The organism is Alkalihalobacterium elongatum, from assembly GCF_019024285.1.
GTDB classification, from domain to species: Bacteria; Bacillota; Bacilli; order Bacillales; family Bacillaceae_F; genus Alkalihalobacterium; species Alkalihalobacterium elongatum.
The window spans coordinates 106,778-124,077 of sequence record NZ_WMKZ01000004.1 but is presented as its reverse complement, the minus strand read 5'-3'; the positions used below and the strand labels follow the sequence as shown (position 1 = coordinate 124,077).

At 36.4% G+C, this 17,300-nt stretch carries 15 protein-coding genes and 1 riboswitch; of the genes, 14 read left to right on the top strand and 1 reads right to left on the bottom strand.

What is annotated here, in order from left to right:
- The first annotated feature begins 52 nt into the window (after positions 1-52).
- From GKP30_RS07830 to GKP30_RS07795, 8 genes are all read left to right on the top strand, one after another.
- Complete coding sequence (locus tag GKP30_RS07830; protein WP_407928598.1) at positions 53-1,756, top strand: long-chain-fatty-acid--CoA ligase; 1,704 nt, start codon at positions 53-55, stop codon at positions 1,754-1,756.
- Between the two features lie 865 nt (positions 1,757-2,621).
- A complete protein-coding gene (locus tag GKP30_RS07825) occupies positions 2,622-3,209 on the top strand; it encodes a TetR/AcrR family transcriptional regulator (protein WP_216828873.1) in 588 nt (195 codons plus the stop codon).
- A gap of 45 nt (positions 3,210-3,254) precedes the next feature.
- Positions 3,255-4,031 carry an enoyl-CoA hydratase gene (locus GKP30_RS07820; RefSeq protein ID WP_216828872.1) on the top strand — a complete coding sequence of 259 codons (777 nt, stop codon included), beginning with the start codon at positions 3,255-3,257 and terminating at the stop codon, positions 4,029-4,031.
- A 26-nt stretch (positions 4,032-4,057) separates the two neighbouring features.
- A complete protein-coding gene (locus tag GKP30_RS07815) occupies positions 4,058-4,828 on the top strand; it encodes an electron transfer flavoprotein subunit beta/FixA family protein (RefSeq protein ID WP_216828871.1) in 771 nt (256 codons plus the stop codon).
- Between the two features lie 14 nt (positions 4,829-4,842).
- Entirely contained in the window at positions 4,843-5,817 is a 975-nt protein-coding gene (locus GKP30_RS07810; RefSeq protein ID WP_216828870.1) for an electron transfer flavoprotein subunit alpha/FixB family protein, read from the top strand.
- 393 nt (positions 5,818-6,210) lie between these two features.
- Positions 6,211-6,525 carry a thioredoxin gene (trxA, locus tag GKP30_RS07805; protein WP_216828869.1) on the top strand — a complete coding sequence of 105 codons (315 nt, stop codon included), beginning with the start codon at positions 6,211-6,213 and terminating at the stop codon, positions 6,523-6,525.
- A 475-nt stretch (positions 6,526-7,000) separates the two neighbouring features.
- Positions 7,001-8,785 carry an excinuclease ABC subunit UvrC gene (gene uvrC, locus GKP30_RS07800; RefSeq protein WP_216828868.1) on the top strand — a complete coding sequence of 595 codons (1,785 nt, stop codon included), beginning with the start codon at positions 7,001-7,003 and terminating at the stop codon, positions 8,783-8,785.
- Between the two features lie 64 nt (positions 8,786-8,849).
- Positions 8,850-9,036, top strand: a riboswitch (Lysine riboswitch).
- A gap of 108 nt (positions 9,037-9,144) precedes the next feature.
- Positions 9,145-10,374, top strand: coding sequence for an aspartate kinase (locus GKP30_RS07795; RefSeq protein ID WP_216828867.1), 1,230 nt, complete (start codon positions 9,145-9,147; stop codon positions 10,372-10,374).
- Between the two features lie 101 nt (positions 10,375-10,475).
- On the opposite strand, the gene GKP30_RS07790 is transcribed toward GKP30_RS07795, so the two are convergent.
- On the bottom strand, positions 10,476-10,904 hold the full coding sequence (locus tag GKP30_RS07790; RefSeq protein WP_216828866.1) for a DUF2507 domain-containing protein: 429 nt from the start codon (positions 10,902-10,904) through the stop codon (positions 10,476-10,478).
- A 150-nt stretch (positions 10,905-11,054) separates the two neighbouring features.
- Here GKP30_RS07790 and GKP30_RS07785 point away from each other — a divergent pair, with 150 nt between their 5' ends.
- From GKP30_RS07785 to GKP30_RS07760, 6 genes are all read left to right on the top strand, one after another.
- Positions 11,055-12,404 carry a TrkH family potassium uptake protein gene (locus GKP30_RS07785; protein ID WP_216828865.1) on the top strand — a complete coding sequence of 450 codons (1,350 nt, stop codon included), beginning with the start codon at positions 11,055-11,057 and terminating at the stop codon, positions 12,402-12,404.
- A gap of 446 nt (positions 12,405-12,850) precedes the next feature.
- On the top strand, positions 12,851-13,480 hold the full coding sequence (locus GKP30_RS07780; protein ID WP_216828864.1) for a succinate dehydrogenase cytochrome b558 subunit: 630 nt from the start codon (positions 12,851-12,853) through the stop codon (positions 13,478-13,480).
- A 13-nt stretch (positions 13,481-13,493) separates the two neighbouring features.
- Positions 13,494-15,263 (top strand): succinate dehydrogenase flavoprotein subunit, encoded by a 1,770-nt coding sequence (gene sdhA / locus GKP30_RS07775; protein ID WP_216828863.1) that lies wholly within the window; start codon positions 13,494-13,496, stop codon positions 15,261-15,263.
- Complete coding sequence (sdhB, locus tag GKP30_RS07770) at positions 15,260-16,015, top strand: succinate dehydrogenase iron-sulfur subunit (RefSeq protein WP_216828862.1); 756 nt, start codon at positions 15,260-15,262, stop codon at positions 16,013-16,015. Before sdhA ends, sdhB begins: the two co-directional genes overlap by 4 nt.
- A 302-nt stretch (positions 16,016-16,317) precedes the next feature.
- Entirely contained in the window at positions 16,318-16,785 is a 468-nt protein-coding gene (locus GKP30_RS07765; protein ID WP_216828861.1) for an acyl-CoA thioesterase, read from the top strand.
- Positions 16,786-16,950: 165 nt separating this feature from the next.
- Positions 16,951-17,175: a helix-turn-helix domain-containing protein gene (locus GKP30_RS07760; RefSeq protein WP_216828860.1), complete on the top strand. Its 225-nt coding sequence runs from the start codon at positions 16,951-16,953 to the stop codon at positions 17,173-17,175.
- Positions 17,176-17,300 lie beyond the last annotated feature (125 nt).

Genomic DNA, 17,300 nt, shown 5'->3' with positions numbered 1-17,300 from the left:
TAGGAGAGAATGAATTATTGTAGGAAAAGGAGAGACTTAAGGAGGAATTATCTTGGCAACTGTTACTGAAATGAAATGGCATAATAAATATCCTAAAGAAGTCCCTCAAACGATTAACTATGAAGATCAAACATTACATGGTCTTCTGAAAGATACGTACGAAAGAACCCCATCAAAATATGCTACATATTTTTTTGGTAAACAAATGACATACGAACAATTGTATAAATCCTCATGTAAGTTTGCCAATGCCCTTATTGACTCTGGCTTGCAAAAGGGTGATCGAGTTTCAATTATGCTCCCAAACTGTCCGCAAGCTGTAATTGCTTACTATGGTACGTTAATCGCAGGTGGAGTTGTTGTTCAAACAAACCCTCTTTACGTTGAGAGAGAGTTAGAACATCAATTAGCAGACTCTGGGGCAAGAATTATTCTTTGCTTAGATTTACTCTACTCACGAGTAATGAAAGTAAAGGAGAATACGAAAGTTGAAAAGATAATTGTAACCGCTATCAAAGACTATTTACCATTTCCAAAAAATTTAGTATATCCATTTATTCAAAAAAAGAATTACGGTTTCAAACCTGAAGTTGCATATAATCAAACGACTGTGAAGTTTGTATCCTTCCTTACTAAAGGCCGAGATGAAGCACCAAATGTAGAAGTAGATCCAAAAGAAGATCTTGCGCTGTTACAATATACGGGAGGTACAACAGGCTTAGCTAAAGGAGTCATGCTTACACACCGAAATTTAGTAGCAAATACTACTCAATGTTTCCATTGGATGTATAAGCTGAGCAATAAGGAAAACCGTACACTTGCAGCACTACCATTTTTCCATGTTTATGGAATGACAGTCTCAATGAACTTATCTATCATGACGGGCTCACAAATGTTTATTGTTCCAAAGTTTGACCCTAAAGAGATTTTACAAATCATTGATAAGCATAAAATTACAATTTTCCCTGGTGCACCAACAATGTATATCGGATTAATTAACCATCCTGATATCGGAAAGTATAATCTATCATCAATCGAAGCGTGTATTAGTGGTTCTTCTTCATTACCAGCTGAAGTTCAAACAAAATTTGAGGAGTTAACAGGTGGAAAGTTAGTAGAAGGATACGGACTAACTGAAGCATCTCCAGTTACCCATTGTAATCCAATTTGGGAGGAAAGACGTGGAGGAAGTATCGGTTTACCTTGGCCTGATACTGAAGCAGCAATTTTTATTGAACCAGGAGAAGTCGCTAAGCCTGGTGAAGTAGGTGAACTTGCTGTCCGCGCTCCTCAAGTAATGAAGGGGTACTGGAATCGTCCTGAAGACACACAAGCGACTTTTTATGAAGATTGGTTATTAACAGGAGATATGGGTTATATGGATGAAGACGGCTATTTCTTTATCGTTGATCGTAAGAAAGATATGATTATCGCAGGTGGGTTTAATATCTATCCGCGCGAGATTGAAGAAGTGCTATTCGAGCATGAAGCGATTCAAGAGGCAGTTATCATCGGAGTACCAGATCCATATCGCGGAGAAACAGTTAAAGCATTCGTTGTTTTAAAAGAAGGAGCATCTGTTTCAGAAAAAGAGCTTGATAAATTCTGTCGCTCGCAATTAGCAGCTTACAAAATACCGAGACAATATGAGTTCCGTAAAGAATTACCAAAGACAATGGTAGGTAAGGTTTTACGTCGAGTTCTAGTTGAGGAAGAAGAAAATAAGCAGAACGATAAAGTGAAAAAATCGAGTTAATCCCAAACAGGCTGACTATTGTCTAAATAGTTCCGTTGTAGTGGAGAAAATTTCAAAACACAAAAAAAAACAACAGTTGATTAGCAACATAAAAACAATATAGTTAGCATTCTAAAAGGTTGGGGTTTCTTATGGGTACCTCAACCTTTTTGGTTTTAATGTGTATTTCGCTTAGTGAAATACACACCAGTCCATTCGTCATCTTCCTGTTACAGGTAAAAAAGTGTTCTAACTTTTGAATAAGAACAGGTATTCACCTTATACTGGTAAATTAGTGGACTATCGAATGATTTTGTACGCGAAACCTACTCAGAATCGCATAAAAAGGGTCTTATATCCACTCCTTTCTAAATAACTTTACACTTCACTTTTAAAATTCTTCCCATCAACATTCTGCTATTACACATTCTTAGTAAAAAGAAAAGACGTCATTGATGAAGAACATTTTTCTTGAACTACTGCCTACGTGTTGACATTGTTTGGGCCATCGTGTGATAAGATAACAGAGCTTACATTTTCAAGAAGAGTTTCAAAGAGCACATTTAATAATGGTAATTATCGGTAAGGTAGTTACTAGAGAATGTTTATAGTAAAAGGATAGCTTACCTTGGAAAATTATCCGCAGTATTCACAAAGGTTTCATACATTGATTTACAATTCGTTTCATTATATGATAGAACTAAAGTAAGAAGAGTTGACAGATTTTTTAAGTTGTTAAGAAAACGTTGTGTTGAAAAATTCATACAACTTAAATAATTTCGTTGACAAAAAGCGGTCCTTACCCTAGAATATGAAATATGAATGAATGGTCATTCATTTTAACGGGCAACTTAAATATAAGTGTTGCTTTGAAAGGAAGAATGCCATGGGGAAGAAAAAAGGACCTAAATACGATCAAATTATCGAGGCAGCGGTTAAAGTAATCGCTGAAAATGGCTATCATCATGCTCAAGTATCAAAAATTGCAAAAGAAGCTGGAGTTGCTGATGGAACGATCTATCTTTATTTTAAAAATAAAGAAGATATCCTCATTTCTTTATTTGAAGAAAAGATGGGAAGATTTGTTGATAAGATCCAAGAACAGATTGAAGGCAATCTTACTCCAAAAGAGAAGCTATTTATCCTCATTGAGATGCACTTTAAGCAATTAGCAGCAAATCGAGCGCTTGCTATTGTTACGCAACTAGAGTTACGTCAATCAAATGCGGAGCTTAGATTAAGAATTAATGAAGTATTAAAGAAGTACTTGGATTTAATAGATACTGTTCTATCGGAAGGTAAAGAAAGCGGTTACTTCTCAGAAAATTTAGATTTCCGGTTAGCAAGACAAATGATTTTTGGTACACTAGATGAAGTAGTTACAAACTGGGTAATGAAAGATTGTAAATATGATCTGGTCTCACTTGCAAAACCAATGCATGAACTATTATTAGATGGGATTTGCAGTAGATAAATAGAAAAAGAGGATGCTTACCATGAGAGGAGTGAGTAAGAACAGATGGAAACACTATCTGTAAATGTGGAACAACAAATAGCCACAATCACTTTAAACCGACCTCCAGCAAACGCCCTATCTTCTCAATTATTACAAGAGTTAGAACAGGCCTTTAATGAGGTTGAGCATAATGAAGATGTGAGTGTTATCATTCTTCATGGAGAAGGGCGCTTTTTTGCCGCAGGAGCAGACATAAAAGAGTTTACAACACTTGAAAGCGGTAACAGATTTGCTGAATTAGCAAGCAAGGGTCAAGAACTACTAAATCGTATTGAAAGATTTCCGAAACCAGTTATCGCAGCTATTCACGGTGCAGCACTAGGTGGAGGATTAGAATTAGCAATGGCGTGTCACATTCGCCTAGCTACAGAAGATACGAAACTTGGTCTACCTGAACTTCAGTTAGGACTAATTCCTGGCTTTGCTGGTACACAACGTTTGCCACGTATCGTAGGTCAAGCAAAAGCAGCAGAGTTAATTTTAACAAGTGAGCCAATTACAGGATCTGAAGCTTTAACTTTAGGTCTAATTAATTCGGTGCATTCTGAACAAGCGCTCATGATGGAAGAAGCTTATAAACTAGCAGGTAAGATTGCGACTAAGAGTAGATACACTATAAAACTTGCATTAGAAGCTTTAACATATGCGAAGGATGCAAACTTTACTGCAGGTTTAGAAAAAGAAGCGGAGCTCTTTGGTGCTGCCGGGGAGTCTCATGATAGCAAAGAAGGTATCCAAGCTTTTATTGAAAAACGTAAGCCAGAATTTAAAAATAAATAAGCTAACTATTTTAGGGAGGGACTATAATGAATATTTTCGTTATTATGAAACGCACCTTTGATACAGAAGAGAAAATCACTGTCAGTGGTGGACAAATTGATGACAGCGGAGCTGAATTCATCATCAACCCATACGATGAGTACGCAATCGAAGAAGCAATCGTTCTTCGTGACGAGCACGGTGGAGAAGTTACTGTTGTAACAGTAGGAACAGAAGAAGCTGAAAAAGAACTTCGTACTGCTCTTGCAATGGGTGCTGATAAAGCAGTTCTAATTGATAGTGAAGACGTTGAAGAGACTGACCAATTCACAACTGCTACTTTACTAGCAACTTACTTAAAAGACCAAGAGATTGATATTATTTTAGGAGGAAACGTAGCTGTAGACGGTGGTTCTGGACAAGTTGGACCTCGTGTTGCTGAAATGCTAGGTATGCCTTCAGTAACTACAATCACTAAGTTAACTGTAGATGGAAATACTGCTACAATCGTACGTGATGTTGAAGGTGATGAGGAAACAGTTGAAGTTTCATTACCAGTACTTGTAACAGCAACTCAAGGCTTAAACGAGCCTCGCTACCCATCTCTTCCAGGAATTATGAAAGCGAAGAAGAAGCCATTAGAAACACTTGATTTAGATGACCTTGATTTAGAAGAAGAAGATGTAGAAGCAAAATCAAAAACGGTAGAAATCTTCCTACCACCACAAAAACAAGCTGGTAAAATTCTTGAAGGCGAAATTGATGCTCAAGTAAAAGAACTTGTTTCATTATTAAAGTCTGAAGCGAAAGTCATATAATTGGGGGGATCAACATGGCAAAAAAAGTACTAGTTTTTGGTGAAATTCGTGACGGTGAACTTCGTAATGTTTCGTTTGAAGCAGTTGCAGCTGCAAAACTAATCGCAGACGGTGGAGAAGTAGTTGCTGCGTTATTAGGTGAATCAGTAGGCGATCTAGCAAACGCTATGATCCATTATGGTGCAGATCGTGTTCTTAAAGTTGAAAATACTGACTTAAAAGCATATACAACAGATGCTTACCAACAAGCAATTCTACAAGTTATGGACGTTGAACAACCAGAAGGCGTTGTTTTGGGACATACTTCAATAGGTAAAGACGTGTCTCCTCGTATTGCTGCGAAATTAAACGCTGGTCTAGTTTCTGACGTGGTAAACGTTGAAGTTGATGGCGGTGAGCCAGTTTTCACACGTCCGATCTACTCTGGTAAAGCGTTTGAGAAAAAGCAAATTGAAGAAGGAACTGTTCTAGTAACAATTCGTCCAAATAACATTGCTCCACTAGAAAAAGATGAGTCTCGTTCTGGAGATGTTGGAAGTGTTACTGTTGAAATTAAAGACCTTCGTACAATTGTTAAAGAGGTTGTACGTAAAGCTACAGGTGGGGTTGACCTTTCAGAAGCTAAGATTATCGTTTCTGGTGGTCGTGGAGTGAAAAGTGCTGACGGTTTCAAGCCGCTACAAGAACTTGCAGATGTTTTAGGAGCTGCAGTAGGTGCATCTCGTGGTGCTTGTGACGCAGAGTACTGCGATTACTCATTACAAATTGGTCAAACAGGTAAAGTAGTAACACCAGATCTTTACTTTGCATTTGGTATTTCAGGAGCAATTCAACACTTAGCAGGTATGTCTAACTCTAAAGTTATCGTTGCAGTTAACAAAGATCCAGAAGCACCGATCTTTGAAGTAGCAGATTACGGTATCGTTGGCGACCTATTTGATGTTGTTCCACTATTAACTGAAGAACTTAAAAAAGTAGTTGTATCTTAATACGTTTATCATTAGCCGCTTCTAATTAGAAGCGGCTTTTTGATTTCAAGACGCTAAAATACAATCGTACATTCGGACTCGACAATAACTATTAAAGAGCAGAACTAAAATTGTTAACGGATATTGTTGGTATGAGTTGATTAAGGGCTCCAATGTGAAACTGTTAATTTCACACGTCTGAATAAAGGTTGTTTTCGTTAACGATCCAATAGCTAAAGCAACAACATTTTAGAAAGAGCTAAAATAAAAAAGTAAACAACGATATACATAAAAAAGCGTTATTTTGTTCACGAAAGGGTATCATACTTGTGTGAGCAACATTATAGCAATCATAATACCGTAATGGTATAATGCATTTGTAGAAAAAGTTGGATTATAAGGAGGAATTTAATAATGGCAATTGTAAACGCAACTGATCAAAACTTTGCAACTGAAACTGGAGAAGGTGTAGTATTAGCGGACTTTTGGGCTCCTTGGTGTGGACCTTGTAAAATGATCGCTCCAGTTTTAACAGAATTAGATTCAGAAATGGGCGACAAGGTTAAAATCGTTAAGGTAGACGTTGATGAAAACCAAGAAACAGCTGGAAAATTTGGTGTAATGAGTATTCCTACATTAATGGTATTCAAAAACGGTGAGAAAGTTGACCAAGTGGTTGGTTTCCAACCGAAAGAAGCTTTAGTAGAGCTATTAAATAAACACCTTTAATAGATAACAATGTAATTGACTCCGTTCATGACGGGGTCTTTTATTTTTATAATTATACCACCAGTGGTTGTTTTTAAATTGCTATAAGGCTTTACCGATCTAAGATTGATTAGTTTCAGCACTTGGCATCGAGTGAGGAGTATACTTTTAGGAGCAATATGAAATTAAAGCACTGACAGGCCCTTATTTCAATCCAATCCTGCTGTTTTTCATATTTAGAGCACCTCAAATACCCTTATTTACTAGTTTTAATAGGAAATATAAGTGAATTTAAGCAAATAAGGTCCTCACAGTACCGCCAAAAAGCAGAAACAGAGGATGAGCTTCTTTACTGCTCAAGAGTCTAGTTCGGGCAACAGACCTTCCCTAATCAAACAGCTAGCACTTGCCTCATTTGCCAGTTTTTAAAAGATTGTACCTTTTAGTTGCAAATTTCCTTCCTTTTGAGAACAATAGAGAGGAGGGAGGAAAAAGTATGTCTACTCTGAAAGAAAAATTAGCAGTACTTCCTGATCAACCAGGCTGTTATTTAATGAAAGATCGCCAAGGAACGATCATCTATGTAGGAAAAGCTAAAATACTAAAAAATCGAGTTCGTTCTTATTTTACTGGAACTCATGATGGTAAAACGCAGCGTCTCGTTAGTGAAATAGCTGATTTTGAATATATTATTACATCTTCAAACCTTGAAGCACTCATCTTAGAGATGAATTTAATAAAGAAGCATGATCCCAAATATAATGTCATGTTAAAGGATGACAAATCTTATCCTTATTTAAAAATAACATCGGAAGAACATCCGCGCTTAATTACAACAAGAAATGTAAAGAAAGATGGCGGCAAATATTTTGGGCCATATCCAAATGCAGGTGCGGCCAACGAAACGAAAAAACTTTTGGATAGACTTTACCCGTTAAGAAAATGTAGTACTCTTCCAGACCGGGTATGTCTTTATTATCATATTGGTCAATGTTTGGCACCCTGTGTTCAAGAAGTAACGAAAGAGCAAAATCATGAAATGGTCCAGGAAATTTCCAAATTCTTAAAACATGGTCATGAAATGGTTAAGAATGAATTGATCGAAAAAATGAATAAAGCAGCAGAAGAATTAAATTTTGAGCGTGCAAAAGAATTAAGAGATTTAATTCAACAGATGCAAACGGTTATGGAAAAACAAAAGATGTCTATTAATGATAGGGTTGACCGTGATGTATTTGCCTATGCCTATGATAAAGGTTGGATGTGTGTCCAAGTATTTTTTGTAAGACAAGGAAAGTTGATTGAGCGGGATGTTTCTATTTTTCCGTTTTATCAAGAACCACTTGATGACGTGTTGACGTTTATCGGTCAATTTTATCTAAAAAAAGAACATGTGAAGCCATCAGAAATTTTAGTGCCAGAAGAAATAGAAGCTGATTTAATAGAGCAGTTGCTTTCTGTTAAAGTTGTTCAACCAAAACGAGGAAATAAACGAGAACTTGTTCTTTTAGCTGAAAAAAATGCAGAAGCGGCTTTAAAAGAGAAGTTTGCGATTATCGAAAGAAATGAGGAAAGAACGATAAAGGCAGTTGAAAACTTAGGAAAAGCCCTCGGCATTTCAACACCATATCGAATTGAAGCTTTTGATAATTCAAATATTCAAGGTACAGATCCAGTATCAGCGATGATTTCTTTTGTAGATGGAAAGCCTAGCAAAAAGGATTATCGAAAATATAAAGTAAAAGATGTTGAAGGTCCAGATGATTACGCATCGATGCGAGAAGTCGTTTATCGGCGTTATTTAAGGCTGTTAAAAGAAAACGGGCCATTCCCAGATCTTATTGTCATAGACGGAGGAAAAGGTCAAATTTCAGCAGCTCAAAGTGTCTTAGAAGATCAATTAGGACTATCAATCCCTGTTTGTGGTTTAGCAAAAGATGAAAAACACCGGACATCACAACTTCTTATGGGAGACCCACCAGAGGTTGTCCCACTGAAAAGAGATAGTCATGAATTTTATTTATTACAAAGAATTCAAGATGAAGTACACCGCTTTGCAATTTCTTTCCACAGACAAGCTCGGAGTAAAACGTTGTTTTCATCTATTTTAGATGATATTCCTGGAGTTGGAGAAAAAAGACGTCGGAAGCTTCTTAAGCATTTTGGCTCAATAAAAAAAATGAGGGAAGCCACAATTGAAGACTATAGACAAATTGCTATTCCAGAAAAAGTCGCAACGGAAATACTTCGTGTGCTTAATAATAGTGAAGAGAAAAAGTAATTGTCAGGAAGGTAATCTTCTGTTAGAATTTAAATTAACTTAATATACCGAACTTCTGAATTGAAGTGGTGGTAGAGGAGCGAAAACCAATAGTAGGCAGAGCTAGGAAGATGGGTTCCATAGAACTTTGCTGAAAGGGGAATTCGCCGAAGTATTAAGAGTCTCATCTCTCTTAATGCTGGACCTGTATTGAATAAGTGCAGGGCTGTCACGCAACCAACCCAAAAGTTGTGTGGAGAACTATCTCACGGAGCAAGGGAACAACTATTACCTTTTGGTATTCCAAGCAACAGTGAGGACTTTTCCTTATTGTTGCTTTTTTTGTTTTCTTTCTCCTTTACAAGAAAGGATGAAATATAGTGGCGATAATAGTACAAAAATACGGTGGAACTTCAGTAGGTTCTGTGGAGAAAATCGAACACGTTGCAGGACGTGTAGCAAAGACGGTTGAACAAGGCCACCAAGTGGTCGTAGTTGTCTCTGCGATGGGGAAAACGACGGATCAATTAGTGAAACTAGCAACGGAAATATCGGATAAACCTAGTAAGCGTGAAATGGATATGCTTTTAACGACAGGGGAGCAGGTTACGATTTCTTTACTCGCAATGGCACTACAAAAAAGAGGGCTCGGTGCTACATCATTTACTGGTTGGCAGGCTGGTATCGTAACGGAAGACAGTCACAGTAATGCTCGAATTCTTGATATTCAAACAGACAGAATTGTAGCCCAGTTATCTTTAGGTAATGTTGTCATCGTAGCAGGATTTCAAGGAGTTTCACAAGCTGGAGAAATTACAACTCTAGGTAGAGGTGGTTCAGATACGACAGCTGTTGCCTTAGCAGCTGCTTTAAATGCTGAAAGATGCGATATTTATACCGATGTAACAGGAGTTTATACAACTGACCCACGATTTATTAAAGAGGCAAGAAAACTCCATTCAATCTCATATGATGAAATGTTAGAGATGGCTAATTTAGGCGCAGGTGTTTTGCACCCGAGAGCAGTAGAATTTGCAAAAAATTATCAAGTTAAATTAATGGTAGCCTCAAGTATGGTTGAGGAAGTGGGAACATTAATTGAGGAGGAAGTATCAATGGAACAAAACTTAGTCGTGCGTGGAATAGCGTTTGAAAATGATATAACAAAAATAACAGTTGCAGGTTTACCAAATGAAATAGAAACCCTTTCGAATGTGTTTACATTATTATCAGAGCATGGAATTAACGTAGATATCATTATTCAAAATCAAACAGCTGAAGAGAAAACGAGCATTTCTTTTTCAACGAGTCGCTCTTCACTTGAAGAAGCATTATCTGTCTTGATTGCTCATAAAGAAGAACTTCAGTTTAACGAGTTAACACATGAGGGAGACCTTGCAAAAGTTTCTATTATCGGTTCAGGAATGATTTCAAACCCAGGAGTAGCAGCACAAATGTTTAAGATATTAGCTGAAAATGAAATTCTTATTAAAATGGTAAGTACATCTGAAATCAAAGTATCTGCTCTAGTCGAGGAAGAAATTATGGTTCCAGCTGTTGAAGCTCTACACAGAGCATTTCAATTAGAAGAACAAGAATTAACAGTATAATATACCCCCTCACTAACAATCTTTACGAAAAGGTTGAAGGTGGGGGATTATTTATTTTTGCGAGATTTATTTAATAATGTTATTAGTATTTAATAATGTTATTAGTATTTAATAGGGTCTTTCCTGTCCCATTTCAAGGTAATAATTGCCTTATCTTTTTTTTCTTGAACAATTGCTTCGGTCATATGTTTCTTTAGTTCTTCTAATTGTTCCGCCAAAAAGCCAGCCTCTAGTTGATGTGATACAGATACTTTCTCCTTATGGAAAGGTGAAACAAGCTCCAAGCTAATCTCATCCTGTTTTTCTTTTAATACAGTAAGTTCGCCCCAACCTACTTTTGAAAAAAATGCAATGATATCCTCTAAACTTTCTTGGGAATATTGTCTTGCGATCTTTTTTCCAGCCCAATATAAAATACTTTCATGGTCTTTACCAAGTAAATCTGACATGAGAACATTTCGAATGATATGGTGTCCAAATAAAGGAATACTTTGTTCACTAGTTGATAAGTTGCGCTCAGTTTTTTTCATTTATGTAAACCCCTCTCTTCTACTTATTATAATCACACAATTGCTTTTTCTCTATGTTCAATTTGATGCATTTTTCAAATTAAGAAATTAAATTTACTTTGCATATTGAATCATGTATACTAAACCGCGAATGAAGCGGAGGTAAATTTTATGAAATTAGGGCTTAATCAATTTTTAACACCTTTTAGGATCATAATATTGTCGTATATTATTGCGATGGGTTTATTTAGTATACTTTTATACTTGCCTATCTCTCACCAAACAGGTGTAAATTTATCTTTTTCAGAAGCTTTGTTTACTTCAGTTAGTGCTGTAAGTGTAACAGGTCTAACGGTTGTGAATGTTTCTGAAACATACAGCTATGTAGGAATTTTTTTCTTGGCATTAGCGATCCAGTTAGGTGGAATAGGAATTATGACGCTAGGAACTTTCGTCTGGATGCTATTTGGGAGGAAGATTATTCTATCACAACGGATGCTGATTATGGTTGACCAAAACCAAAATTCGTTTTCTGGTCTTGTAAATCTAATGAGAGGGATTTTATTTGTCGCCTTAATCATTGAATTAATTGGTGCACTCATATTAGGTACATATTATATACGTTATTTTGATACGGTAGGAGAAGCTTATTATCAAGGGGCGTTCGCAGCCTTGAGTGCGTTTACGAATGCAGGGTTTGATATTACTGGTCAATCGTTAATACCCTTTGCAAATGATTACTACGTCCAACTGGTTACGATCTTATTGATATTTGCAGGTGCTATAGGGTTTCCAGTCCTCCTTGAGGTAAGAGAATATTTCTCAAAGGAAAATCCTAATTTTAAGTTTAGTTTATTTACAAAAATTACAACAACCACATACTTTGTCGTTTTCTTAATTGGTGTTATAGGGATTTGGCTACTTGAACTAGGTCATTTTTATGAAGGTTTAGCGTGGCATCAACAGTTATTTTATTCTTTGTTTAATTCTGCAACAGCTAGAAGTGGTGGGTTAGCAACGATGGATGTTTCGGAGCTAAGCATAGCTACATTATTATTTATTTCAGGATTAATGATAATTGGAGCAAGCCCGTCTTCTGTTGGTGGCGGTATACGGACGACGACACTTGCAGTTATGTTTTTAACGATATGGAGCTTTGCTTCTGGTAAAACGGACGTAAAAGTTTTCGGAAGAGAAATTCATCCAGAAGATCGTCAGAAAGCATTTATTGTATTAAGTGTATTTATTTTATTATTATTTAGTGCTGTTATACTGATTGCAGCCTTTGAAAGTCGTAATAATATTCCGTTAATGGCAATCATCTTTGAAACAGCTTCTGCGTTCGGTACATGTGGTCTTTCAATGGGTATCACAGCAGATTTAGGATTTGCCAGTCAATGTGTATTAATGGTTCTTATGTTCATTGGTAGAGTAGGGTTAGTAGCCTTTTTATTCTCTATTCGTCGTAAAGAAACAAAAAGTCATTATAAATATCCAACGGAGCGGATTATTATTGGTTAGTTATTTTTTGCTAGGATAAAATTAAGAGATTACCCAAAACTTTGTATGAAATGTAATATAAGACTTTTTGCTTATTTTTCGTTACAATAGAGAAGAGATATGAGAGAATATAAATAGAATTTCATAAAATGCAGAAGTGCTTCATGCACAGTTTCTATTAAAATAGTATCTAAATAGTATCTTTTATCGATATTTTTTGAAAATTTAACATTTAAATTGAATTTTTTGAATATATCCTGTATACGTTTTCTTGACGATATAAGTCGATGGGAGTAAAATAAATTTGTCGCAATATATTCACAGAAACTTTACTAAAGTTTCATATTCTATCTTATTAATGCTTTACGAAAACAGGATAGGGAGGTACAGCATTATAAGCAAAAAGAAAAGAGATAGCTAGAGAACAAGATGCTAGAAGTCAAAAAAATTTGTGGGGGGACATTTGTATGGCTGGAAATCGAGAGTTTATGAATCGGAAGCTGCACTCATTACTGGGTGTCATTCCAGTTGGATTATTCTTAGTTCAACACTTAGTTATTAACCACTTTGCTACTAGAGGTGCTAGTGCTTTTAACCAAGCATCTCATTTTATGGAAAATCTTCCATTTCGTTATTTTTTAGAGATTTTTATAATCTTTATTCCATTACTATATCATGCAATTTACGGGCTTTATATTGCTTTTCAAGCTAGAAATAATGTAAGTCATTACGGATTTTTCCGTAACTGGATGTTCGTTTTACAACGTGTGACAGGTATCATTACATTAATTTTCGTAGTATGGCATGTTTATGAGACTCGTATTCAAGCAGCTTTCGGAGCTGAAGTTAACTATAATATGATGGCTGACATTTTAAGTAGTCCATTTATGCTTGTGTTCTACTTTGTTGGTGTTATCGCTACAATTTTCCACTTTGCTAATGGTTTATGGTCATTTGCAGTATCTTGGGGAATTACAGTTACACCTCGTTCGCAAGTTATCTCAACTTACGTAACAATCGGTATTTTCTTTGCCCTTACTTGGGTTGGTGTTCGTGCAATCCTAGCATTTATTAATCCAGAACTAGCAAACATTTAAGGAGTGAGTGATTATGAGTAAAGGAAGAGTTATTGTTGTCGGTGGTGGCTTAGCCGGATTAATGGCAACTATTAAAGCTGCAGAAGCAGGCGTACCAGTCGATTTATTTTCATTAGTTCCAGTAAAACGTTCTCACTCAGTATGTGCGCAAGGTGGAATTAATGGTGCTGTAAATACAAAAGGTGAAGGTGACTCACCTTGGGAACACTTTGATGACACTGTTTACGGAGGAGATTTCTTAGCAAACCAACCTCCAGTAAAAGCGATGTGTGAAGCGGCTCCTGGAATTATTCACTTAATGGACCGTATGGGTGTAATGTTTAACCGTACTCCAGAAGGATTACTAGATTTCCGTCGTTTCGGTGGTACACAGCATCACCGTACAGCGTTTTCAGGTGCAACGACTGGACAACAGTTACTATATGCACTAGATGAGCAAGTTCGTCGTTGGGAAGTTGCTGGTCTAGTAACAAAATATGAGGGCTGGGAATTCTTATCAGCAATCACGGACGATGAAGGCGTCTGTCGTGGGATTACTGCACAAGACTTAAAGACGATGGAAATCCATCACTTTGCAGGTGATGCAGTAATTATGGCAACAGGTGGTCCTGGTATTATCTTTGGTAAATCTACAAACTCAGTTATCAACACTGGTTATGCTGCTGCTTCTTTATATGAGCAAGGAGTATATTATGCAAATGGTGAGTTTATTCAAATCCACCCAACAGCAATCCCTGGTGACGACAAGCTTCGTTTAATGAGTGAGTCTGCACGTGGTGAAGGTGGACGTGTATGGACATATAAAGATGGTAAGCCGTGGTATTTCCTTGAGGAGAAATATCCAGCGTATGGTAACCTAGTACCACGTGATATCGCAACTCGTGAAATCTTTGACGTCTGTGTAGAGCAGAAACTAGGTATTAATGGTGAAAACATGGTATATCTAGATCTTTCTCATAAAGATCCTAAAGAACTAGATATTAAACTTGGTGGAATCATTGAAATTTATGAAAAATTTATGGGTGATGACCCTCGTAAAGTACCTATGAAAATTTTCCCTGCTGTTCACTATTCTATGGGTGGTATGTGGGTTGACTATAACCAAATGACAAATATTCCTGGATTATTTGCAGCTGGTGAGTGTGATTATTCACAGCACGGAGCAAACCGCTTAGGTGCTAACTCATTATTATCTGCTATTTATGGTGGTATGGTTGCAGGACCTAATGCAGTTGAATATATCAAAGGTTTAGAAAAATCTGCTGACGCTATTTCTTCAAGTGTCTTTGATGCGGAGAAGAAGAAAGAGCAAGAACGCTATGACAACATCCTTAAAATGGATGGTAAAGAAAATGCGTATGTTCTTCATAAAGAGCTTGGTGAGTGGATGACTGATAATGTAACAGTTGTTCGTACAAATGAAAAGTTATTAAAAACAGATGAGAAAATTCAAGAATTAATGGAACGTTACAACAACATTAATATTGTTGATACAGCGAAGTGGAGTAACCAAGGTGCTTCATTTACACGTCAATTAAAAGGTATGTTAAACCTAGCTCGTGTTATTACACTAGGTGCTTACAACCGTAACGAAAGTCGTGGAGCGCACTATAAACCTGAGTTCCCAGAGCGTAATGACGAAGAATTCATGAAAACAACAATGGCTAAATATAATGCTTCTACTGGTAACCCTGAATTCCATTACGAAGATATTGACGTTTCTTTAATTCCACCACGTAAACGTGACTATACGTCAAAAAAACAAGGAGCTGCTAAATCATGAGTGAAAACAAAGTAATAAAATTTATTGTAACTCGTCAAGAAGATCCTAACAGCGCCCCTTATAAAGAGGAATTTGAAGTTCCATATCGTCCAAATATGAACGTTATTTCGGCTCTTATGGAAATTCGTCGTAATCCAGTAAATTCAAAAGGGGAAAATACGACACCAGTAAACTGGGAAATGAACTGCTTAGAAGAAGTTTGTGGGGCATGTTCAATGGTTATTAACGGAAAACCACGTCAATCTTGTACAGCGCTTGTTGATCAACTTGAGCAGCCGATTCGTGTTGAACCGATGAAAACATTCCCTGTTGTCCGTGACTTAGTTATTGACCGTAGTCGTATGTTTGACTCACTTAAGAAAGTAAAAGCATGGATTCCAATCGATGGTACGTATGATTTAGGACCAGGACCACGTATGCCAGAAACAAAACGTCAATGGGCATATGAGTTATCTAAATGTATGACTTGTGGTGTATGTTTAGAGTCTTGTCCGAACGTTAACAGTAAATCAGACTTTATTGGCCCTGCACCACTTTCTCAAGTACGTTTATTTAATGCTCACCCAACTGGTGAAATGAACAAAGAAGAGCGATTAGAAACAATTATGGGAGATGGCGGACTTGCGAATTGTGGTAACTCACAAAACTGTGTTCAGTCTTGTCCAAAAGGTATTCCATTAACAACTTCTATCGCAGCGCTTAACCGTTCAACTACAATTCAGTCATTTAAAAACTTCTTCGGAAGCTATTAATATGATAAGAGGACTCTCCGATTATGGAGAGTCTTTTTCATTAACGAAATAGAGCATTCATAGGTTATTTAATGTTGTAATTTTCATGTGAATTTTAATTATACTAATAGATGAGAAATCTTCAGATAATAAAAGACATTAACACAGTCAAAGCCTACTAGATCCTTTTCTATTTTGTTTAATTATGCTAAAATTCCCTATATCGGAAAAATATTAACTAATCAAAAAAATTTTTAAACAGAAAATTGTTTTTGTAAAATTTAGAGAAATGAGCTTAATATAAAGAAGCGGGGGTAGCAGTAATGTCAAATATTTCATATATTGAAAACCTAGAAGAGTGGAAAGAAACTTTCTCATTTTATTGTCCAATCAAAGTGCGTTTTTCAGAGACAGATGCGTTTGGTCACTTAAATAATACAAAAGTGTTTGTGTATTTTGAGGAGGCTAGAATAGAGTACTTTAAATCATTAGGATTAATGAAAGACTGGATGACAAAAGAAAATGACGCTATTATTGTAACGGCAGACTTACAATGTAATTATATTAGACAATTATTTTTTGATGAGAAAATCAAGGTTTATGTTAATGCAAATCATATAGGGAACACTTCAGTAGACATCCACTACATGGCACTAAATGAAAGCGGAGAACTCTGTTTAACAGGGAGAGGAAGCATCGTTCAAATCTCCAAGCAGACAGGGAAACCATTACCATGGAGTGAAGCAATTATTGACAAGATGAAATCCAATAGAAAAAAAATTGGAGTATAAAGATCAGATTTAAGCTTAAATGAATTCACAAGGTTACTGTACAGTACATATAATATTTTGACTAAATACCTTCTGTAAGAGTTGATCTGAACCTTATCACGCGTTTAGTTACCTCTTATTTGAAGCCTCTTTGGTGTACAGCCTGAGCAAGAAGGGGTGAATTCATTGAAAGGAGCAGAATACGGACCAAAACCTTTACTTACAAAAAGGGAAAGAGAAGTATTTGAGCTATTGGTTCAAGACAAAACAACGAAAGAAATTGCTCAGCAGCTTTTCATTAGTGAAAAGACAGTTCGCAATCACATTTCTAATACGATGCAAAAGCTTGGGGTTAAGGGGCGCTCCCAGGCAGTGATCGAATTAGTACGACTAGGTGAACTTGAGATTTAATTAAATGATGCTGACTCCTAAGTGTTAGGGCGTAACCTATATATGACCTACTGAAAAGTAGGTCATATATGTTATGAAGGTGATCGTTATTAACTTATTCATAGAGTCAGTTTTTTTATTTATTA